Source organism: Amycolatopsis cynarae (assembly GCF_026802195.1).
In the GTDB taxonomy this organism is placed as follows: Bacteria; Actinomycetota; Actinomycetes; order Mycobacteriales; family Pseudonocardiaceae; genus Amycolatopsis_E; species Amycolatopsis_E rhizosphaerae.
Genome location: NZ_CP113836.1, coordinates 1,570,597 through 1,590,950, shown reverse-complemented (window position 1 = coordinate 1,590,950; position 20,354 = coordinate 1,570,597). Strand labels below are relative to the sequence as shown.

Sequence of the window (20,354 nt, the reverse complement as noted above, 5' to 3'; positions counted from 1 at the left end):
GGACCGCTAGGCTCACAACCAACTGATCAGTAGATAGGGAACGGGGCGGATGACTACTGAGGGGGACGCACGGCGTCACGCGCGCCAAGTACGAGCAGCGCTGGAGCGCAGCTACACCAGCCATGTTTACGCAGGCGACCTGCAGCAATATGGTGTGGTGGGCGCAGAGCAGCGGCTGCTTTCGCGGGCGCTGACTGCGCTGGCCGTGCGGATCGTCGCTGGGGTGGATCCGGTTACGGCCGGAGGTTTCGTCATAGATGGCATAGCCGATCAGGGCATCGACGGGATCGCGCTGTGCAAGCAGCCACCGCACGTCTACCTGGTGCAGGCGAAGTGGAGCGATACCGGTGCTGCCAAGATCGATCGGGAGGCCGCAAGAGAGCTGGTCAGCGGCCTGGACTATCTCGATCGTGAACGGTTCAGCGAGTTCAACGCGCGTGGTGAGGCTCTCGGGGAGGCTGCGTCCGCCTTGATGGTCGAAGGCAACGCGCAGGTCACCCTTGTGATCGCGCTGATGGGTACGGCAACTCCCGGCCCTAACGTGATACGGGTGCTCGACGACGCGATGGCGCGGTTCAACCAGCATGGGCCCCGGGTCAAGTACTGCTTCTTACATGCCCAGGACTTCAGTCGGCAGGTCCGTCAAGACCGTGAACCCGAGCCCATAACTCTGGACGTCACGCTGGGGCCTTGGCATCAGCATGACGGGCTGCACACCTCCTTTCAGGGCTCGGTTCGGGTAGAGGATGTCGCCGCGTGGTCGGCGACGTATGGCGCAGGCCTGTTCCGCGCGAACATTCGCGACCCGCTCGGGGCGACGCGGACGAACAGCGGGATTGTGCGATCGCTGATCACTGAGCCGGGCAACTTCTGGTACCGCAATAACGGCATCACAGTGCTGTGTGACAGCATCGAAGCCCGGCCCGGCTCGATGCAGTTCGCGCACAATTTGCCGATGCAGTTGACAGCAGTGAACGCAAGCATTGTCAACGGTGCCCAGACCGTCACCGCAATCGCAGAGGCGATGCGCATCCATCCGGAGATCGCCGCGCAGGCGAAGGTCGGGGTTCGGGTCATCGCGACGAACGGGGTCACCGGATTTACCGAGGACGTCACGAAGGCAACCAATCTGCAGAACAGCGTGGAGGCCCGTGACTTCATTGCGCTCGACCCAGTTCAAAGCGAGATCCGCGAGGATTTCGCCGCAGACCTGGATAAGCAGTACACAATCAAGCGCGGCGCCCCCGACCCCTCGCCCGAGTCCGGCTGCTCCATCGTGGAGGCCGCTGCCGCGCTCGCCTGCCTTCACCCGACCGCCGACTACTCCGCACGCTTAGCCCGCTCACTAGATCCGCTTTGGGAACGCGGCGAACGCGGTGCCTACGATGTGCTATTCGATCCACGCCCCCCAGCCCTGCAGATCTGGAGAGCGGTCACTGCGGTGCGTGCCGTGCGTGAAGCCCTGCACTCCACGCGATCGCAGCGAGAGGGCAGGGCCGCGGCCGTGGCACAGCACAGTGAGTATCTGATCGCTCACTTGGTCTTGAAGCACCTAGGCATATCTCAGATCGACGAGCGCAGCTACCCGTTTGAGGACGAAATTCTGCCACGTGTTGCGGACACAGTCGCCGCACTCGTGCCGTGGCTCATCCATCATGCGGACGCCGAGTATGGCGCGGACACGCAGATACGCACGATCCTCGCAAACCCGGAGCAGACAAGACATCTGAGCACCCTCGTTTTGAGCTCCGCGGCAACGGGCGAGGACGCTCCTACACTGCCAGCCGAGTACATACGGGCTAAGCCTGAGCGCAAGCCTCGCCGCCCCAACACCGTCCCATACCTCGTTGACGCGAACGCGATCACTGAGGGGACACCACTGGTCTACTACAGCGCCGTCAGCACTGAGCAGGCGGCGCTCGCCGAATGGCTCGCCGAGGACCTGCGACGCAGCCGGGCGACCTGGGTCAACAGTCGTACGAAGCCGATCCTCTGGGAAGCCGACCAGCAGCAGTACTCCCCGTCCGGTCTCATTCGTGAGATGTGGCAACTCGCCGATTGGAAAGAGCAACCCGTCGCGAACCAGGGCACTACCCGGTGGCTGGTCGACGGCGGCGAAAGTTTGTGGACCCTTGCCCTGCGCCTACAGGAAGCCGAAGAAGAGACGGAGTCAGACCGGATCGCGTAAGCGCGGGCAACCCTGGGCAAAAAACCCGGGTGGCTTGATGAGGACGTAGCGGCGGCTACCAGCCCATGTCCTTGACGACCTCGTGTTGCGCTGCGGTGATCTCCTCGAGGTCACGCCGAGGAGATCCGGCGCGGGGTCGTACTCCAAGCGGGACAGCAGGTCGGCCAAGGCCTGCTTCTGCGCGGAATGAGTGACGGGCACGGAATCCAGGTCGGTGCTCATCAACCAGTCGAACAGTACGACCGCGCCAGCACGCCACAACCGCACGGTGACCGTCGGAAGGTCCTGGTTCATGCCAAGCATTGTCGCAACGACACAAGGTCAATGCCACAGGTTGGTGCTGACGGCTGATCTTCGCCACTAAAAGACCACGACACGCGCCCCGCCGGAATCACGTTCTTGGCCCGGCGCTGAAGACCCGACGTTGCGGGAGCCAGTCGACTGCCGGCTGAGCCTGCTCGCGCCGGCCGTGGTGCACGAGGAGCTCCTGCAGGCATGTCTACAACGGGAGAGGTGACCGCCCGCGAGACTCATAGCAGTGAGGGCCGTATCCGCGCCCGTTTCCCAGCTCGTAAAGTCGAATTGGCGGGCTGGCCATCCGTGACCTCCAAGGCGGGCATCAGATCGCGTTCGCCACTGCCGCCAAGCGGGTAGCCCCGGTTTGCCGGCACCCACCACGCTGGCCGACTCCAAGGACAGCGACCGAATGATCTGGCGGCCAACCGCTCGCGGCAGCCAGCAACCATGCCCCAGCCCGACCCATCGACCCCTAACCACCATCGCCGACGCCCAATTGCGGCGAACAGTCGTCAACCGACTACAGCCGTGAACACCTCCACGACCGTTGACGTCAGTTCAGTGGCATTGGTCACATTTCATGAAGGAGGGATCACTAAGGCGACCCCGAACGGCCTTGGGTCAACGCCGATCCATGATCGTCTCCTGATTTTCTCCTTCACCCCCTTGTTGACACCCAGCCAGACCACAATGGACAGACCCGCAAGATCCACTACCGAACGCAAAAAAGCCCGCTGACCTGGGCTTTCGCCCAGAGCCAGCGGGCTCTTCAGACCGTCGGGACGACAGGATTTGAACCTGCGACCCCTTGACCCCCAGTCAAGTGCGCTACCAAGCTGCGCCACGTCCCGGCCATCACCTCGTTCCAGGTGACGGCGATTAGCTTATAACGCCCCTCCCAGGCCCTCTCAACCAGGGCACCCCACCAGCCCCGACCTGCTGAAACACCGGAAGAACCGGATCATGGGCACACCGGGCCGGGAGGGGCCGGGGGCGATCGCTAGGGTAGGCCTCGATGCGTAAACACCTCTGGGTCGTTCCCGTGCTGTGCGCCGTGTGGTTGTTCTTCGCGTTCCGGGGGATGTTCACCGCGATGCCGACCCGGCCGCAGATCGACTTCGAGGTCTACCGCTACGGCGTTCAGGCCTGGTGGGACGGGCGCGACATGTACGGGACGCTGCCGCCGGTGGCCAACGGCGCGCGGCTGCCGTTCGTGTATCCGCCGTTCGCGGTGCTGTTGCTGAGCCCGCTGGCGATTCTGCCGTGGGATGCGGCGGTCGTCACGTTGTACGTGGTCAGCACGCTGTGCCTGGCCGTGACGATCTACCTGGTGTCGCGGGTGGTGTGGCCGCCGCTGGGCCGCTGGGGCGGGGTACTCGTGACGTCGGTGGCGCTGCCGCTGACGGTGTTCCTGGAGCCGGTCAGCCAGACGTACCAGTTCGGCCAGGTCAGCCTGATCGTGATGGGGCTGGTGGCGGTGGACTGCCTGGCGGGCAGGACGCTGTGGCCTCGCGGGGTGGGGATCGGGCTGGCGGCGGCGCTCAAGCTGACGCCGGCGGCGTTCATCCTGTACTTCCTGGTCCGCCGCGACTACCGGTCCGCGGCGTGGGCGGGCGGGACGTTCGCGGGGGCGGCGCTGATCGGGTTCGTGGCCGATTTTCCCGCCTCGGTCCGCTACTGGTTCCTCGGCGGCCTCTCCGGCGGCGGGGTGAGCGGCACCGCGTTCAAGACCAACCAGACGATCGAGGCGTCACTCGTCCGCATGGGTCTGTCCGGCGTCGCCGAAAAGGGCCTGTGGCTGCTGGTCGTGGCGGTGCTGGTGGTGTTGGTGGTGCGCGCGATGCGGTGGACGGGGCCGGTGCTCGCGCTGCTGGCCAACGCCGGGATCGCGCTGCTGGTTTCCCCGACCTCCTGGTCGCACTACTACGTGTGGGTGGTGCCGACCCTGGTGCTGATGCTGGCTCAGGTCGCGCGCCACGCTTACGCGCGGTCGTGGCAGGCCGTGCCTTGGGCGGCCTGGGCGATCCTGACGGCGGTGCTGTTCAAGCTCGCGCCGTTCCACGGCCTGCCCGACACCGACTTCCCGGTCGTGCACATGCACTGGACCTGGCCGCAGCAGCTTTCCGCGGCGACCTATCCCCTGATCGGGCTGGCGCTGCTGCTCGCGTTCGCGCTGCCCCGGCAGCGCGGGCCCCGCTGGGATCCCGCGCTGCCGGTGACACCGGAACCGGTGGCCGTGGCCCGCTGAGGCGTCAGCGCGGCGCCAGCCCCTCGACCTGGGCGGCCGGGTCCCCGCCGGTGGGCAGCAGGGCGATCACCGGGGTGTCGAGCCCGTTTTCGGTGTAGGCCCGCACCCGTTCCCGGCAGGCGTCGAGGCTGCCGTGCACGATCAGGTCGTCCACGACCTCGTCCGGGATCGCCGCGTTCGCGCCCTTGCGGTCCCCGGCGGCCCACCGCTCGTGCATCGGCGCGAGCAGTTCCCCGCGGCCCAGCCACTCGTGGAACGCCGCGTACACCGGCACGGTCAGGTAGCTGCTGATCAGCATCCGCCCCAGCGCCCGCGCCGCGTCGGCATCCTCGGTGGGACACACGAAGATCCGCGCCACCAGTTCGACCCCTGGCCCGACCTCGGCCCGCACCTTCGGCACGTCCGTGGGCGCCAGCCAGTTGGTGATCGCGCCGTCGGCCTCCCGGGCGGCCAGCTTGAGCATCCCCGGTCGCAGCGCCGCCAGCATGATCTTCGGGGGTTTCGGGGGCACCCGTTCGAGTTTGAACCTGTCGACCGCGAAGGTCGGATACCGCTCGGTCACCTTCTCCCCCGCCAGCGCCGACCGCAGGAACCGCAGGGTGTCCCTGGTGCGGCCGTAGGGTTCGGTGAACTCGGCGGCGTTCCACTGGTTCACGATGACCGGTGACGAGGTGCCGATCCCGAGCACGAACCGGTCCGGCGCCACCTCGGCCAGGGTGGCCGCGCTCATCGCGAGCAGCCCGGGGCCGCGCGTGTAGACGGGCACGATCGCGGTGCCGAGCCGCAGCTGGGGCGCCCACTGCGAGGCCAGCAGCAACGGGGAGAACGCGTCGGTGCCCGCGGTTTCGGCCGACCAGGCGTCCGTGTAGCCCAGATCGGGCAGTCGCTCGATCAGCTCGCGGTGCGCCGTCAGCGGCACCCCGGTCAGCGGGATGGTGATGCCCCAGCGCTTCAACGGAGGGCCTCCAGTTCCTTCTTGATCCATTCGACCTGCCCGAGCATCAGGTTCTCGGCGACTTCCTCGGCCTGCGGCGACATGTGGGTCGCGCCGACCAGCGGCAGGAACGCGTGCGGCCGCCCGGCCGCCAGCAGCGCCGCCGACAGGCGCAGCGAGTGCGCGACGAACACGTTGTCGTCGGCGAGGCCGTGCACGATCATCAACGACCGCCGCAGCTCTCCGGCGCCGGCGATCAGCGAGTTCCGCTCGTAGCTTTCCGGCTCGTCCTGCGGCTTGCCCAGGTACCGCTCGGTGTAGTGGGTGTCGTACAGCGACCAGTCGGTGACCGGTGCGCCCGCGACGGCGGCGTGGAAGACGTCGGGGCGGCGCAGCACGGCCAGCGCCGACAGGTAGCCGCCGTAGGACCAGCCACGGATGGCGACGCGGCCGAGATCCAGTTCCGGGTGTTCGGCGGCGACCGCGTGCAGCGCGTCCACCTGGTCCTGGAGCGTGACCTCGGCGAGCTTGCCCGCGATTTCCTTCTCCCAGGCCGCACCGCGCCCCGGGGTGCCGCGGCCGTCGGCAACCAGCACCGCGAATCCCTGGTCGGCGAGCCACTGCGAGGTCAGGAAGGCGTTGCGGCTGTGCAGCACCCGCTGCGCGTGCGGCCCGCCGTACGGGTCGAGCAGGACGGGCAGTTTGACGCCCGGCCGGTGGCCCGTGGGCAGCAGCAGCGCGGCGCGTAGACCCCGTTCGCCCACGGTCAGCCAGAGTGGCCGCGGTTCGATCCCCGGGTCCTCGGGGTAGGAGTCCACTTCGGCCACTCGTTCCCCGTCGCGCACCACGGAAACCCTGGGGCCGCTGTGTTCGAGGCTCCATGACGAGAGCACCGCCAGTTCGGCGGTTCCGGCACCGACGTGCACACCGTCCGAACCGGACAGCCGGATGATTTCGCCGCCCTCGGTGCGGTAGACGTGGATCTGCGTCGGGTCGTCCTCGGAGGCGCTGAACAGCACCTCCTCGCCCACGTCGAGCACCGACCGCACCTGCAGCCCGGACGGGGTGACCGGCTTGCCGTCGATCACCAGCCGGTAGGTGCCGTCGGCGGCGCTGACGTGGACGAGGCGGCCGTCGCGGGTCCACGCGGGGGCGCCGGGCACGATCTCCACCCAGAGCGGGTCGGCCTCGGTGTGCAGGAGCTTGGTCGTGCCGGTGGCCGGGTCGACCGCGTGGATCTCCAGGCGGCGCTGGTCGCGCGGCTGTACCGCGAGCAGGGGCGGCCCGCCCGCCGACCAGTGCACGGCGGTCAGGTATTCCCAGTCGCCCCGCTGTACGTCCACCCGGCTGCCGTCGAGTCCGAAGAACGCCAGCGAGACCTCGACGTTGTTCTCCCCAGCGGCGGGGTAGGCGACGACGTTGGCGGGGGCCTTCGGATCCGACGGGTCGGCGATGGTCCAGCGCGGTACACGGGCGCGGTCACTGCGCTCGGCGAGCAGCGTGCGGCCGTCGGGCGACCACCAGTAGCCGCGGGCCCGGTTCATCTCCTCGGCCGCGATGAACTCGGCCAGGCCCCAGGCGACGTCCTCGTCGTCCTCCGCCGCCACGACACGGTCTTCGCCGGTGGCCAGTTCGATCACACGCAGCCTGCGGTCCCGGACGTAGGCGACGCGCGCCCCGGCCGGGTCGGGACGCGGGTCGACGACCGCGCCGCCGACCCGTTCGGTGACCTCACGGGTGCCCAGATCGACGGTGTAGAGCTTGCCGGACAAGGAAAACGCGGCGATGCGGACCTTGGTGTCGGTGGCGTAGCCGACCACGCCGCCCGCGCTTTCACGGCTGCGTTCGCGCCGGGCCCGCTCCTCCGCGGGCAGGTGTTCCTCGCCGGGCAGGAGTTCGGCGGCGTCGACCACCTTCGTCTCCGCGCCCGTTTCCAGGTCCAGCTCCCACAGGCTGTTGCGCCGGTCCACGCCGGATTCCGAGCGGAGGAACAGCAGCCGCCTGCCGTCGGGCGAGGCACGGAACTCCCGGGGAGTGCCGAGGGTGAAGCGCTGCGTGCGGGCCTGTTTGCGAAGGAAGGAAAGCTCGTCGGTCACGCTCGCACTCTTGCAGACCGCCCAGCCCGTTGGCGAGTCCGGCACCCACACAACGTTTCGCCGATTCCGAGGCAAACTACGCAACGAACCCTCTGTATACGCAACGGTTTCCGGGCTGAACTGGACGTGATCAGCCCCTTAGCCTGGTGCTATGACGACGATCGAGGACCGGAACGCCGCCGAGTTCATCGCCCTGGACGAGCGGTGGAGCACGCACAACTACCACCCGCTTGGCGTGGTCATCACCGAGGGCGAAGGCGCCTGGGTCACCGACGTGCAGGGCCGTCGCTACCTCGATTTCCTGTCCGCCTATTCGGCGCTGAACTTCGGTCACCGGCATCCCGCCCTGGTCGCGGCCGCGGTCGAGCAACTCGGCCGGGTGACCCTGACGTCGCGGGCCTTCCACCACGACCAATTGGGCCCGTTCTGCGCCGAACTCGCGGCGCTGACCGGCACCGAGATGGTGCTGCCGATGAACTCCGGCGCCGAGGCCGTCGAGTCCGCGATCAAGGTCGCCCGGAAGTGGGCCTACGAGGTCAAGGGCATCCCGGACGGCCGGGCCGAGATCGTCGTGGCCGGTTCGAACTTCCACGGCCGCACCACCACGATCGTCTCCTTCTCCACCGACGAGACCGCCCGCGCGCATTTCGGCCCGTTCACCCCGGGTTTCTCGGTGGTCAAGTACGGCGACGCCGAAGCGCTGCGGGAGGCGATCACCGAGCGGACCGCCGCGGTCCTCCTCGAACCGATCCAGGGTGAGGCGGGCGTGATCGTGCCGCCCGACGGATACCTGGCGCGGGCGCGGCGGCTGTGTGACGAGGCGGGAGTCCTGCTGATCGCCGACGAGATCCAGTCCGGCCTGGCGCGCACCGGCACCCTGCTCGCCCTGGACCACGAGCGGGTGCGCGCGGACCTGTACACCCTGGGCAAAGCGCTCGGCGGCGGGATCGTGCCGCTGTCGGTGGTGGCGGGGCGCCGGGACGTGCTCGAAGTCCTCAAACCGGGGGAGCACGGCTCCACCTTCGGCGGGAATCCGCTGGCCTGCGCGGTCGGCCGGGCGGTGATCCGCCTCCTGGAGACCGGCGAGTTCCAGCGGCGGTCGACGGAACTGGGCGCGCATCTGCGGGCGCGCCTCGGCGAACTGGTCGGGCACGGGCTCGCCGAGGTCCGCGGGCGGGGCCTGTGGGCGGGCCTCGACATCACGCCGGGGGGCTTGTCCGGGCGGCAGGCTTCCGAGGCGCTGGCCGCAAAGGGCGTGCTGTGCAAGGAAACCCACGGCAACACGCTCCGGGTGGCACCGCCGCTGACGATCAGCCGCGAGGACCTGGACCGGGGCATCGACGCGATCGCCGAGGTGGTCGGGCGCTGACCCGCACGGGGTAGGCTCGGCGCCCGTGCGGGGGAAGGTGGCGGCCGGTGCCGCGCTCGGAACGCTGGGACTCGGGCTGTGGGTGGGTGACGGGAACGCCGTCACCGGCCCGGACCGTTCGCTCGCGGACGCGGTGACCGGTGGGCTGGCGCGTCAGCACGGCCTGCTCGAACTGTTCGTGCAGCCGACCGAGCCGTACGTCCTGCTGCCCCTGATCGCCCTCATGACGCTCTTGTGCGCCCTGGGACGGCACTGGCGAGGGGCGCTGCTGTGCGTCGCGGGCACGGCGATCCCGGTGGCGCTGAATTCCTGGGTGCTCAAACCGGTTTTCGACCGGCACCTCAAGGACTATCTGGCCTATCCGAGCGGTCACACGGTGAGCCTGGTCGCCGTGCTCACCGTGCTCGTGCTGCTGGCCCGCCCCGGCACGGGCAGGCTGGTCGCGGGCGCGCTCGCGGTGCTCGTCACCGCCGTCGCCGGGGTCGGGTTGGTGGGCCTGGGCTACCACTACCCGATCGACGTGGCGGGCGGGGCGCTGTTCGCGGTCGCGGCGGTGCTCGGCGTGTCGCTCAGCGTGTCGTTCCTGCCGGTGCCGCGTCGCGCGCCAGAGCGGTCAGACGGCTCACCGCCCGGAGGTACTTCTTCCGGTAGCCCCCCTGCAACATCTCCTCGGTGAACAGCTCCGACAGCGGCTGCCCCGAGGCGAGCACCGGGATGGCCCGGTCGTAGAGCCGGTCGGCGAAGGCGACCAGGCGCAGCGCGACGTTCTGGTCGGGGGCGGAGTGCACGCCTTTGAGGTGCACCCGGGAGACGCCGTCCACCAGGCGCCCGTAACGGGACGGGTGCAGACGGGCCAGGTGGTCGCACAGGGCGTCGAAGTCGTCGATCGTGGCGCCCTCGTGCTCTTCGGCGGAGGCTTCGAGCACGTCGCCGGTGACCGGGGGCGGCGGCTCGGGCAGGCCGCGGTGCCGGTAGTCCGGGCCGTCGACGCGCACCACGGAGAACCGCTGGGACAGCGACTGGATCTCCCGCAGGAAGTCCTCGGCGGCGAAGCGGCCCTCCCCCAGCTTGTCCGGCAGGGTGTTGGAGGTGGCGGCCACGTACACGCCGGCGTCGGTCAGTTCGCGCAGCAGCCGGGTCACGAGCATGGTGTCGCCCGGGTCGTCGAGTTCGAACTCGTCGATGGCCAGCAGCCGGTGCTCCGACAGCCGCCGCACCGCCTCGTTGAAGCCGAGCGCGCCGACCAGGTGGGTCAGCTCGACGAAGGTGCCGTACGCCTTGGGCGAGGGGGCCGCGTGCCACGCGGAAGCCAGCAGGTGGGTCTTGCCCACGCCGAACCCGCCGTCCAGGTACAGGCCGTGCGCGCGGGAGTCGCCGGAACCGCCGCCAAAAAGGGCACGCAACCGGGACTTCTTCGCCGTGCCCGCCGGGATGCCCTCGGCGAAGGAGGCACACGAGGTCACCGCCTGTGCCTGGCTCGGCTCGTCCGGGTTCGGCACGTACGTGGCGAACCGGACCGCGTCGAACCGCGGCGGCGGCACCATCGAGGCGATCAGCTCGTCGGCCCCGATTTCGGGGCGACGGTCGGTCAGGTGGGCGGCGGAGGGCATGCGTTCGAGCCTAGCCGGGTGCCCCGGCCGCTCCGCCGCCTCGGCACCGGTTGCGATTGAGATCACCGGCCCGGCTCGACCCCGCTTTCCCGGCGTGCTGGGATCGGATCATGCGGATGTTCTGGCCCCTGCAACGCGACGACGTGACCGACGCCGATCTGGAGCGGCTCTACGACTACCCGTCGGGGCTGGACCGGCCGTGGGTGCAGGTGAACTTCGTGTCCTCGGCGGACGGCGCGGTGACCGCCGACGGGGTGTCCGAGGGCCTGTCGCATCCCGCCGACAAACGGGTGTTCCTGATGGGGCGTGATCTGGCGGACGTGATCCTGGTGGGTGGCGGGACGGTGCGCGAGGAGGGTTACCGGGGCGCCCGGTCCACCGCCGAGCGCCAGGAGCGGCGCCGCCGCCTCGGCCTGTCCCCCATCCCGCCGATCGCCGTGGTCAGCGGCAGCGCACGCCTGGATCCGGCCTCGCCGCTGTTCACCGACACGACCGTCCCGCCGATCGTGATCACCACGGAGAGCGCGCCCGAAGAGCGCCGCGCGGCACTCGCCGAGGCGGGCGCGGACATCCTCGTCGCGGGCGAGAAGATGATCGACCTCACCGCCGCGCTGGGCGAACTGTCCCGGCGCGGGCTGCACAGGATCGACTGCGAGGGCGGCCCGCACCTGTTCGGTGAGCTGATCGCGGAGAACCTGGTCGACCAGCTCTGCCTCACCGTGGCGCCGGTGCTGGCGGGCGCCGGTGCCGGCCGCATCGCGATGGGCCGGACGGCCGGCGGGATCCAGCGCCTCGACCTGGCTTCCGTCCTGTACGAGGACGGGTTCACCCTCCTCCGCTACCGCAAGCGGGATTGAGGACCGACGGGAAGCGGCTACGCCGCGATCTCGGTCGCGGTTCCGCTGACCGAAATGCCCGTTCCTGCTTCCGCGGGGATGTCGACCACCAGGCGGCACGGGCGGCCCATGTCCGCACCCTGGTGGATGACGATCCGGGCGGGCGTCTCGACCAGGGCGAGTTCCCGCAGGTAGGCACCGAAGGCGGCGGCCGCCGCGCCGGTGGCCGGATCCTCGTAGATACCGCCGGGCGGGAACGGGTCGCGGGCGTGGAACTCCCCGGTCGCCCCGTCCCGCCAGACGAGCTGGAGCGTGGTCCAGCCGCACCGCGCCATCACGGTGCCGAGCGCGTCGAAGTCGTAGTCCAGCTCCGCCAGCCGGTCACGCCCGGCCACGGCGAGCACCAGATGGCTCGCACCGGCATTGGCGACGCGGGGCGGCATCGCCGGATCGAGGTCCCCGGCCTGCCAGCGCAGCGCCTCGATCGCGGCGGCCACGTCCTGCTCGCCGGCTTCCCGCACGGTGGGCCGGACGCTGGTGAGCGTGGCGTTCACCCGGCCGTCCACCAGCCCGGTGGCGACCGGCACCTCCCCCGCCGGGGTGCGGAACAGCAGGTCGCCCACGCCTTCGCGGAGGGCGAAGGCGACCGCCGAGGCGATCGTGGCGTGCCCGCAGAACGGCACTTCCGCCAGCGGGCTGAAGTAGCGGACATCGAACCGGCGGCTGTCGCCTTCCCGGACCAGGAACGCGGTTTCGGAGTAGCCGACCTCCGCGGCGATGGCGAGCATCTTCGCCTCGGCGAGCCCGCGGGCTTCGAGTACGACCCCGGCCGGGTTGCCGCCTTCACCGGCGACGTCGAACGCCGCGTAACGCAGAACTTCCGCTGTCGTGTTCACGCCCGCAGCATGCCACGCGCTCAGCGGTCGAGATCCACGCGGACGGTCAGCAGGTCCGTGCCCACCGCACGGACGGCGGCGCTGTTCATCTTCGGCAGCTTGTCCAGGCGCGCCCGGGAATCGTCCTGCCGCAGCAGTTCGGCGGTGCCGGTGTGCCACCGGCCCGCTATGCGGACCCGGACGCGGGGCTGTGCCCGGATGTTGCGCACGTACTGCGACCGGTCCCCGTGCTCGGAGACGAACCAGAACTCGTCGCCGGTCCGGCGGCCGCCGATCGGGGTGCGGCGAGGCAGCCCGGAGGTGCGGCCCGTGGTTTCCAGCAGGGTCTGGAACGGCAGCGCGCGCGTGAGCGGGTTGAGGACGCGGCGCTGGAACGCGGTGACGCGGCGGTGCTTGCGGGCCACCGGATCCCGCGTGGCCCGTGCCAGCGCGCGGGGGACCAGCCACTCGTGCACGAGTGCCGCGGGCGCCCAGACCTGGCGCGCGGGCGGCCGCAGGAAGCGCACCTGTGTGGTCCAGACCAGATCGTCCCCGTCGACGCGGATGAGGTTCCGCGGCCATGAGCGGAGAAGACGCGTCGAGCACGACGAGTTCCGGAGTCGAGCGGGTGATCGCCCAGCCCAGGACGCGCCGGGGCGAGGGGCGGGGCGAGAGGCGCAGGCCGAGCACCCCTCTCCACCCGGCGAGCAGGAACCACCGCGCGGGAAGCGAGGCGTCCTCCCAGAGCGCGCGGGCCCACCGTTCCGCCGTGCGCACGTCCCCGGAGGGACGAGCGATGCCGAAGGCGGAGGCGTAGTCGGCCTCGGTCATGGCCGCCGGTTGCGGGGTCACGGGGACGCGACGTGCGTTCATCGGCCTACCTCCTTTGTTATACGTGCGTCTACTAATGACGCTAGGCCGCATAGTAGACGCGTGTCAACTAAGCTGGCGTGGTGACCACCCCGCGGCGGCGCCTCCACCCGGACGAGCGACGCAACCAGCTGATCGACATCGGCGCGCGCCTGTTCGCCACGCATCCCTACGAGGAGGTGCTGATGGAACAGGTCGGCGCCGAGGCGGGGGTGTCCCGCGCGCTGGTCTACCGCTACTTCCCCACCAAACGGGACCTGTTCGCGGCGATCTACCAGCGTGCCGCCGATCGCCTTCTGGCCGCCACGGAAACCGGCCGCCACGGCTCCCTGACGGAGTGGGTGCGCGCCGGACTCGATGCGCACATCGACTTCTTCGCCGACAACGCGCGCACGACGCTCGCCGCCAATCGCGAACTGGCGGGCGACCCGGTGATCCAGGGCATCATCTCCGCCGAGCTCGGCGCCCTGCGCGGCCTGATGGTGGAGGCCGCGGAGGTACCCGGCGACCGGCGGGAGCTGGTCTCCGCCGCCCTGCTGGCGTGGCTGTCGTTCGTCCGCGTCCTGTGCGTGGAATGGTTGCAGCATCGGGCATTCTCACGGGACGAACTGCGCGAGACGTGCCTGCGCGCCCTGTCCGGAATCCTGCACGGCGGAGCCGGGGAGGACGGCTGACGGCCCACGCCGTTCGCGCCCCAGTGTGTGAAGCCGGTGAGAGCCAAGGCGGTAACCACTTTGATTCAGGCTGGCCCTAATCGTCATCGAGGCGGGCGTGCAGGTGCATGTCGTGCCAGCCGTCGGCATGCAGCGCCTCCCGCCGTTTGGTGCCCTCATAGGCGTAACCGGCCCGCGCGGCCACCTGGCAGGGCGGGGTGTTGACGGTCGAGTGGGTCAGTTCGATGCGGTGCAGGCCGATCTCGGTGAAGAACCACCGGGTGATCGCGTCCAGTGCACGCGGTGCGATCCGCCCGCCACGGGCCTCCGGCACCACCCAGGCGGCCGCCTTGCCCGCTCCCCTGGCCAGCTCCAGCCGGTGAAGAGCGATCCGCCCGATCGGGACGTCGTCGTCCTTGACGACGGCCCAGTCCGCTCCGGTCTCCGCCGTCCACCTCCGCGACCGCTCGGCGATCCAGGCCGCCGCGCCGGCTTCGCTCATCGACCGGCTGTGCCAGCGGCGGATCATTTCGTCCCGGTACGCCTCCACCAGCCGGGGCGAGTCACCGGGGCGCCAGGGGCGCAGGATCAGTTCGTCCACGGTCAGTCGCGGCTGCCGGTGCGCGGCCAGCCGTCCGGCGGGAATGACAGGGGTGGAAAGAGCCATGGATCGACTGTGCGCCCGCAAGCGCCCGTCACCGGCCCGATGGCCGGAACAGGCCGCGACCCGCTTACCCCGTGCTCACCGGCGGCATGCGAAGGTCTCCAGGGCAACGCGTATCGAAGTGAGGGGACTCGTCTTGCTCCGCCGGCAACACCTGCTGCTGCTCGCCGTGCTGGTGCCCAGCCTGCTCGCCGGGTGCACGGCGGGGCCGTCCCAGCGCCCGGCCGTGATCGAGAACGACCAGCAGTCGCCGTCCGCCACTTCGGCGAGCCCCCGACCCGTGCCGCTGCCCCCGCTGGCCGAGCCGCGGTCCCCGTCGATCGCCTGGTCCGACTGCGATCGGCAGATCCGCGCGCGACTCGACCCCCCGGCCGTGTCCCCCTCACTGCGGTTCACCTGTGCGGAGGCGGCCTCCGTGCTCGACGCCCCTGACCTGCCCGGCCGGGTCCGGACCCGGATCGCGCTGACCAAGGTGGGCGACGGCCCGGTCCCGCTGATCGTGCTCAACGACGTCGAGGGGGAGTCCGGCGGGCTCTTCGCCGCCCACCTGGCGGCCTCGCTGCCCGCACCGCTGCTGCAGCGGTTCTCGCTGATCGGCGTGGACCGGCGCGGTACCGGAGACTCCGACCCGATCAGCTGCGTCCCGTCCGACATCCGCGGCCAGCTGCTCGGCCACGACCCCTCCAGCCCCGACGTCGACGGCCTGCTCGACGCGGCGCGCAAGGCGGGCCAGCAGTGCGCGATCGAGCTCGGCAGCGGCCAGCAGGCACTCGACAGCGGGCGCACCGCGGGCGATCTGGAGGAGATCCGCGACCAGCTCGGCGTCCCGCAACTCAACGTCATCGCCCGGGGCGAGGCCTCCGACGTCGTGATCGCCTACGCGAACCGGTTCCCCACCCGGATCGGCCGCGTGGTGCTCGACGGGCTCCGCGACCCCTCCAGCGATCCGGCCACCGTGCTCGGTGACCTCGTCGCCGCCCAGCAGGCCACGCTCGACGCCTTCGGCGCCGACTGCGCCGCCCGGGGGTGCGCACTGGGCCAGGACGCCACGGCCGCGGTGACCGCGCTGCTGCAGCAGCTGCGGTCCGCGCCGGCGGTGCTGCCCGGTGGGGCGAGCTTCGGCCCCGGCGCCGCGCTGAACGCGATCATCGCCGGGCTGGCGCAGCGGGCCCGCTGGCCCGAACTGGGCGACGCGATCCACGCCGCGCAGGGCGGTGACCCGGCCCGGCTGGCCGCGTTCCTCGGCGCGATGCTCAACGGCTCGCAGGTGGCCCCGTCGCGGTTCGACGGCGCCATGGCCACCGAATGCAACGACACCGCGACCCGCATGCCCGCCGACCAGATCACCACGCTGACCGGGCGGCTCCGGCAGCGCTCGCCGCTGTTCGGCGGACTGGCCACGCAGCGGCTGGTGTGGTGCCTGCCCTGGCCCGGCCGCACCGGCGCGCTGCCCTCGCTCGGCGTTCCGGGGTTGCCGCCCGTCCTGGTGACGAGCACGGGAACCGATCCGGTGACCCCCGAACCGGGGACGATCCGGGCCGCCCAGCAGATGTCCAGCGCGGTCCGCGTGGCCTGGCAGGGCACCGGGCACGGCGCACTGGCCTCGCCGTGCGTCGGCGAAGCAGTCCGGGCCTTCCTCGTCGACGGCAAGATCCCCAGCGACGGCACCCTCTGCCCGGCTTAGGGCCCGGGCGCCTGCCCCTGGCGTTCCCGTGAGGGGACCCCTCATGGCAGCGTCGGCCCGGCCGCAGATCAGCACTGGTTGGGCCACGCGGCCGAGGCCGCGTTACTCTTGCCCACCGAACACCGCCGACACTCCCAGGGGGTCACCGTGTCCTCATCCGCTGTCGAGGCCCCGGCCAACGCGCCGAAGCCCTCGGCTCCGGAGAGACGCCCTTTGCCCGCCCCCGTCTTCTGGACGATCCTCGTGCTCGGTGCGGTGGCCGCCGGCGGATACCTCGCCGCGGTACTCGCCGACCCCGAGACCCTGATGCACCTCAAGGACCTCGGGGTGTACCAGATCGCGGGCAACCGGGTCCTCGACGGCGTTTCGGTCTACGACACGCCCCTGCTGGGTCACACCCGCGGGGTGTGGGAGTTCGTCTACACGCCGTTCGCGGCGCTGCTGTTCGTTCCCCTGGCCAAGCTGAACGTCCCCCTCATCGTCTACGTGGGCGGGATCGGCAACTTCCTGATCCTGGCCGTGGCCGCCTGGGCCGCGCTGGCGCTGCTCGGCTACCGGCGCGACCTCCGGCTCGCCGTGTTCAGCCTCCCGGTGGCCGCACTGCTGCTGTGGTGCGAACCGATCCGGCAGACCATGGCCTTCGGGCAGGTCAACATCCTGCTGATGACGCTGGTGCTGGTGGATCTGGCCCTGCCGGACTCCTTCCGCGGCAAGGGCGCGCTGATCGGCATCGCCGCCGGCATCAAGCTCACCCCCGCGTTCTTCGTGCTGTACCTGCTGTTCAGCAAGCGGTACCGGGCCGCGCTGACGTCGGTCATTTCGCTCGCGGTCACCCTGCTGATCGGTTTCCTGGTGCTCCCGCACGATTCGAAGACCTTCTGGTCCGGCGCCTTCGCCGACCCCGCCCGCGTAGGCGTGCCGCAGGACCCGTCGAACGAGTCGCTGCGCGGCATGTTCGCCCGCACCATCGGCGTCACCGGCGGCCAGCAACTGTTGTGGCTGGTGGTGGCCGGCGCGATCGCGCTGGCCTGTCTGCTGCTGGCCCGGCGGCTGTCCTCCGGCGGGCACGAACTGCTCGCGGTCACGCTGTGCGGCCTGACCACCACCGCCGTGTCCCCGTACAGCTGGGTGCACCACTGGGTGTGGCTGGCCGCCCTGCTGATCTGCCTGCTCGACGCCTCCCTGCGTCGCTGGGCCGTGTCGGCGTGGGTGGGGCTGGCGCTCACCTTCGCGGTGGCCTCCGGCGGGGTGCTGCTCCTGCTCGGCTCCGACGAGAGCAGCATCCTCACCATCCCGTGGGACCACCAGGAGGTCAACCGCAACGCCTACCTGTGGCTGACCATCGTGGCCCTCGCCGTCGTGGCGCTACGGCTGAAGAAGCCGGCTCAGGACCGCGAAGCGGCCCGGTAACGCCGCGCGGCACGCGCGTGTGCCTCGGTGAGCAGCGATTCCACCTGTTTCGCCGTCGCCTCGCCGGGATTGAGCACGCAAACCCAGCCCTGGGTGGCGTAGACGGGATGCGGCAGGATCCGGTCGAACGCGGTGTAGTCGAATCCAGTCTGGTGATCGGCGTGCGCGGCGGGCGGGTAGCCGGTCAGTTCCTGGAACAGCGTGCGCCCGACGGAGATGTTGAGCCGGAAGACCCCGGGACGGTCCAACCGGGAGGCCGTGTCGTAGTCCGGATAGTCCTTCGTGACGACCGTGGCGAACGGCAGTTCGCCTTGCGGCATCACCCCTGCCGGGTTGTAGAAGAAGAACGTGTCTCCCCAGGCGACCCGGGGTGCTCCGGTGGACTCGCTCGCGACTTCGACCACGGCTTCGGGGAGCGCACCGACGAACCGGATGATCTGCTGTTCGTTCATGCCTCAACCGTATCGTTGAAGTGCTTTTTGAGACTTTTTGCCGGAATTGTCCCCAGCTGTCCCGACTCTCGCCAGAAAACCCTCAAATCCGGGGCCTTTTCACGGCGCTCACTCCCGCGCGACGCGACGGATTCGCCGTCCGGCGGATCGCCGTAGGGTTGCGCTATGCGCTTCGCGATCTCACTTCCGCAGTTCGTGTCCGACGGGGAGTTCGATCCCGCTGGCTTCCGGTCCTACGTCCGCCGCGCCGAGGAACTCGGTTTCGAAAGCGGCTGGACGCAGGAGCAGGTCCTGGGGACGATGCCGCACCTCGATCCGCTCGCGACGATGACCTACGCCGCGGCCTGCACCGATCGGCTGCGGCTCGGCTGCGCGGTGTTCGTGACGCCGCTGCACACCCCGGTTCGCCTGGCGAAAAGCCTGAGTTCGCTGGACCAGCTCAGCCGCGGCAGGCTCGAGGTGGGGATCGGCACCGGGGGGCAGGGCCGCATGTTCTCCGCCTTCGGTATCGACGGGGAAGGACTGGTGTCCCGGTTCAACGAGGGTCTGCGGCTCATGCGGGAACTGTGGACGCAGCCGGAGGTCACCTTCGCCGGACGGTTCTGGCAGCTGGAAAACGCTGCGATGGAACCCAAGCCGTTCCAGAAGCCCGGTCCACCGGTGTGGTTCGGCGGCGGCCACCCGAACGCGCTCCGCCGCGCCGCCCGCTTCGGCGACGGCTTCTTCGGTGCCGGATCCGCCACCACCGCCCGCTTCGCGGAGCAGGTGCGGTTGCTCCGGGAAATCCTGGCGGAGGAGAACCGCACCGATTTCCCCATCGCCAAACGGGTTTACGTCCACCTTGACGACGACGGCGAGCGCGCCAGGGCCGCCGTGGCCGACGGGCTCGAGCAGATCTACGGCAAACGCGGGCTTGAGGGGGTCGCGGTCGCCGGAACCCCCGAGGAGTGCGTGCGGGGCGTACGCGAGGTGGCCGAAGCCGGCGCCGAGCTGATCCTGTTCACCCCGGTGACCGATCAGCGGACGCAAATGGAGCGGCTGGCCGCCGAGGTGATGCCTCAGGTGTCCTGACGCGCCTTGCTGGGCTGGACCCGTTTGGGCTCGCCGGGCATCTTGGGGTAGTCCGGCGGATAGGGCAGTTCACCGAGACCGTGGTCGCGCTCGTCGCGGGCGTACCACTCGAGGGCCGTCTCGATGCCGTAAGCGTGCTCGTCGAGAGCGGCGTGCGGATCGCCGTGCTCGGCCAGCCAGGCGGGCACGGTGAACACGTCGAAGTCCTCGGGCCGGACCTCGGTCAGCTGCTCCCAGGTGACCGGCGTGGACACCGTCGCCCGGGGCGTGCCGCGCACGGACCAGCTGGAGGCGACCGTGCGATCGCGCGCGGCCTGGTTGTAATCCAGGAAGACCCGTCCGCCGCGCTCCTCCTTCCACCACGCCGTGGTCGCGAGCTTCGGCAGGCGCCGCTCGGTCTCGCGCGCGAGCGCGATCACCGCGTGCCGCACGGCGATGAAGTCCCACTCCGGCCGGATCCGGACCAGCACGTGCACACCGCGGCCACCGGAGGTCTTCGGATAGCCGGTCAGTCCCGCGTCGGCGAGCACCTCGCGCACGGTCAGCGCGACCCGCACCGCGTCGTCGAACCCGGCCGGACCGGTGCCTTCCGCCGGGTCGACGTCGATGCGCAGCTCGTCGGGATGGTCCACGTCCGGGCGCCGCACCGGCCACGGGTGGAAGTCGAGGGTGTTCAGGTTCGCCGCCCACGCGATCACCGCGGGCTCGCTCGGGCACACCTCCTCCGCCGTCCGGCCCGACGGGAAGGTGATCCGCACCGGCTCCACCCACGACGGCGCGCCCTTGGGCACGCGCTTCGCGTAGAAGAACTCCCCGGCCACCCCGTCGGGAAAGCGCTTCAGCGTGGTCGGGCGGTCCCCGATCGCCCGCAGCAGCGGCTCGGCGACGGCGAGGTAGTACTCGGCCACCTGCCGTTTGGTGATGCCGCGCTCCGGAAAGGAGATCTTGTCCGGGCTGGTCAGCCGGACGGTCCGCTCGCCTACCCGGTATTCGACCGGTTCGCCATGCTTGGGCACCCGTTCACCGTAACCGTCTTCCGGGTGCCGGGCCGGACAGGACGAGCCGGGCCGGCCGTCTTCTCCTTGTCCCGCGGGCCT

Annotated in this window: 18 protein-coding genes and 1 tRNA gene; 9 read left to right on the top strand and 10 right to left on the bottom strand. The window is 70.3% G+C overall.

From position 1 onward, the window contains the following. Positions 1–49: 49 nt before the first annotated feature. Complete coding sequence (locus ORV05_RS07795) at positions 50–2,188, top strand: AIPR family protein (protein ID WP_268757768.1); 2,139 nt, start codon at positions 50–52, stop codon at positions 2,186–2,188. On the opposite strand, the gene ORV05_RS07790 is transcribed toward ORV05_RS07795, so the two are convergent. Together ORV05_RS07790 and ORV05_RS07785 are read right to left on the bottom strand one after the other, a co-directional pair. After that, positions 2,171–2,482, bottom strand: a complete 312-nt coding sequence (locus ORV05_RS07790) for a hypothetical protein (protein ID WP_268757767.1) — start codon at positions 2,480–2,482, stop codon at positions 2,171–2,173. The two genes, ORV05_RS07795 and ORV05_RS07790, sit on opposite strands and share 18 nt — an antisense overlap. A 780-nt stretch (positions 2,483–3,262) precedes the next feature. Then, a tRNA-Pro gene (locus ORV05_RS07785) sits at positions 3,263–3,336 on the bottom strand. A gap of 164 nt (positions 3,337–3,500) precedes the next feature. On the opposite strand from ORV05_RS07785, the gene ORV05_RS07780 reads away from it, so the two are divergent. After that, complete coding sequence (locus ORV05_RS07780; RefSeq protein ID WP_268757766.1) at positions 3,501–4,733, top strand: glycosyltransferase family 87 protein; 1,233 nt, start codon at positions 3,501–3,503, stop codon at positions 4,731–4,733. Between the two features lie 4 nt (positions 4,734–4,737). Here the strand turns inward: ORV05_RS07780 and ORV05_RS07775 are convergent, their stop codons facing one another. Next, positions 4,738–5,688: an LLM class F420-dependent oxidoreductase gene (locus ORV05_RS07775; protein WP_268757765.1), complete on the bottom strand. Its 951-nt coding sequence runs from the start codon at positions 5,686–5,688 to the stop codon at positions 4,738–4,740. After that, positions 5,685–7,763 carry a S9 family peptidase gene (locus ORV05_RS07770; RefSeq protein ID WP_268757764.1) on the bottom strand — a complete coding sequence of 693 codons (2,079 nt, stop codon included), beginning with the start codon at positions 7,761–7,763 and terminating at the stop codon, positions 5,685–5,687. Before ORV05_RS07770 ends, ORV05_RS07775 begins: the two co-directional genes overlap by 4 nt. 151 nt (positions 7,764–7,914) lie before the next feature. Between ORV05_RS07770 and rocD the strand changes: the two genes are divergently transcribed. Together rocD and ORV05_RS07760 are read left to right on the top strand one after the other, a co-directional pair. After that, positions 7,915–9,132, top strand: coding sequence for an ornithine--oxo-acid transaminase (gene rocD / locus ORV05_RS07765; RefSeq protein WP_268757762.1), 1,218 nt, complete (start codon positions 7,915–7,917; stop codon positions 9,130–9,132). A gap of 25 nt (positions 9,133–9,157) precedes the next feature. Then, positions 9,158–9,808, top strand: coding sequence for a phosphatase PAP2 family protein (locus ORV05_RS07760; protein ID WP_268757761.1), 651 nt, complete (start codon positions 9,158–9,160; stop codon positions 9,806–9,808). Here ORV05_RS07760 and zapE read toward each other — a convergent pair. Then, positions 9,702–10,742 (bottom strand): cell division protein ZapE, encoded by a 1,041-nt coding sequence (gene zapE, locus ORV05_RS07755; protein ID WP_268757760.1) that lies wholly within the window; start codon positions 10,740–10,742, stop codon positions 9,702–9,704. The genes ORV05_RS07760 and zapE overlap by 107 nt on opposite strands. Before the next feature lie 110 nt (positions 10,743–10,852). Here zapE and ORV05_RS07750 point away from each other — a divergent pair, with 110 nt between their 5' ends. Continuing rightward, a complete protein-coding gene (locus ORV05_RS07750; RefSeq protein WP_268757759.1) occupies positions 10,853–11,599 on the top strand; it encodes a pyrimidine reductase family protein in 747 nt (248 codons plus the stop codon). Between the two features lie 17 nt (positions 11,600–11,616). Here the strand turns inward: ORV05_RS07750 and ORV05_RS07745 are convergent, their stop codons facing one another. Both ORV05_RS07745 and ORV05_RS07740 read right to left on the bottom strand, forming a co-directional pair. Then, entirely contained in the window at positions 11,617–12,474 is an 858-nt protein-coding gene (locus ORV05_RS07745) for a PhzF family phenazine biosynthesis protein (protein WP_268757758.1), read from the bottom strand. Between the two features lie 20 nt (positions 12,475–12,494). Continuing rightward, positions 12,495–12,980 (bottom strand): nitroreductase/quinone reductase family protein, encoded by a 486-nt coding sequence (locus ORV05_RS07740; RefSeq protein WP_268757757.1) that lies wholly within the window; start codon positions 12,978–12,980, stop codon positions 12,495–12,497. A gap of 426 nt (positions 12,981–13,406) precedes the next feature. Here ORV05_RS07740 and ORV05_RS07735 point away from each other — a divergent pair, with 426 nt between their 5' ends. Continuing rightward, the gene (locus tag ORV05_RS07735) at positions 13,407–13,997 is read left to right on the top strand and encodes a TetR/AcrR family transcriptional regulator (RefSeq protein ID WP_268757756.1); all 591 of its coding nucleotides are present in this window, start codon (positions 13,407–13,409) and stop codon (positions 13,995–13,997) included. A 76-nt stretch (positions 13,998–14,073) separates the two neighbouring features. Here the strand turns inward: ORV05_RS07735 and ORV05_RS07730 are convergent, their stop codons facing one another. Further along, entirely contained in the window at positions 14,074–14,643 is a 570-nt protein-coding gene (locus tag ORV05_RS07730; RefSeq protein ID WP_268757755.1) for a GNAT family N-acetyltransferase, read from the bottom strand. A gap of 133 nt (positions 14,644–14,776) precedes the next feature. On the opposite strand from ORV05_RS07730, the gene ORV05_RS07725 reads away from it, so the two are divergent. Together ORV05_RS07725 and ORV05_RS07720 are read left to right on the top strand one after the other, a co-directional pair. Continuing rightward, positions 14,777–16,324: an alpha/beta hydrolase gene (locus ORV05_RS07725; RefSeq protein ID WP_268757754.1), complete on the top strand. Its 1,548-nt coding sequence runs from the start codon at positions 14,777–14,779 to the stop codon at positions 16,322–16,324. A 213-nt stretch (positions 16,325–16,537) separates the two neighbouring features. Beyond that, entirely contained in the window at positions 16,538–17,734 is a 1,197-nt protein-coding gene (locus ORV05_RS07720; RefSeq protein WP_268757753.1) for a glycosyltransferase 87 family protein, read from the top strand. Here the strand turns inward: ORV05_RS07720 and ORV05_RS07715 are convergent. Next, positions 17,710–18,186, bottom strand: coding sequence for a DUF6194 family protein (locus tag ORV05_RS07715; RefSeq protein WP_268757752.1), 477 nt, complete (start codon positions 18,184–18,186; stop codon positions 17,710–17,712). The genes ORV05_RS07720 and ORV05_RS07715 overlap by 25 nt on opposite strands. Before the next feature lie 165 nt (positions 18,187–18,351). On the opposite strand from ORV05_RS07715, the gene ORV05_RS07710 reads away from it, so the two are divergent. After that, positions 18,352–19,257, top strand: coding sequence for an LLM class flavin-dependent oxidoreductase (locus tag ORV05_RS07710; protein WP_268757751.1), 906 nt, complete (start codon positions 18,352–18,354; stop codon positions 19,255–19,257). On the opposite strand, the gene ligD is transcribed toward ORV05_RS07710, so the two are convergent. Then, positions 19,245–20,273 (bottom strand): non-homologous end-joining DNA ligase, encoded by a 1,029-nt coding sequence (gene ligD / locus ORV05_RS07705; RefSeq protein ID WP_268757750.1) that lies wholly within the window; start codon positions 20,271–20,273, stop codon positions 19,245–19,247. The genes ORV05_RS07710 and ligD overlap by 13 nt on opposite strands. Between the last annotated feature and the right edge of the window lie 81 nt (positions 20,274–20,354).

Excerpts from the sequence above, each read along its gene's own strand:
- ORV05_RS07795 (WP_268757768.1), top strand. The coding sequence starts at position 50 with ATGACTACTGAGGGGGACGCACGGCGTCACGCGCGCCAAGTACGAGCA.
- ORV05_RS07790 (WP_268757767.1), bottom strand. The coding sequence starts at position 2,482 with ATGAACCAGGACCTTCCGACGGTCACCGTGCGGTTGTGGCGTGCTGGC.
- ORV05_RS07780 (WP_268757766.1), top strand. The coding sequence starts at position 3,501 with ATGCGTAAACACCTCTGGGTCGTTCCCGTGCTGTGCGCCGTGTGGTTG.
- rocD (WP_268757762.1), top strand. The coding sequence starts at position 7,915 with ATGACGACGATCGAGGACCGGAACGCCGCCGAGTTCATCGCCCTGGAC.
- zapE (WP_268757760.1), bottom strand. The coding sequence starts at position 10,742 with ATGCCCTCCGCCGCCCACCTGACCGACCGTCGCCCCGAAATCGGGGCC.
- ORV05_RS07750 (WP_268757759.1), top strand. The coding sequence starts at position 10,853 with ATGCGGATGTTCTGGCCCCTGCAACGCGACGACGTGACCGACGCCGAT.
- ORV05_RS07730 (WP_268757755.1), bottom strand. The coding sequence starts at position 14,643 with ATGGCTCTTTCCACCCCTGTCATTCCCGCCGGACGGCTGGCCGCGCAC.
- ORV05_RS07715 (WP_268757752.1), bottom strand. The coding sequence starts at position 18,186 with ATGAACGAACAGCAGATCATCCGGTTCGTCGGTGCGCTCCCCGAAGCC.
- ORV05_RS07710 (WP_268757751.1), top strand. The coding sequence starts at position 18,352 with ATGCGCTTCGCGATCTCACTTCCGCAGTTCGTGTCCGACGGGGAGTTC.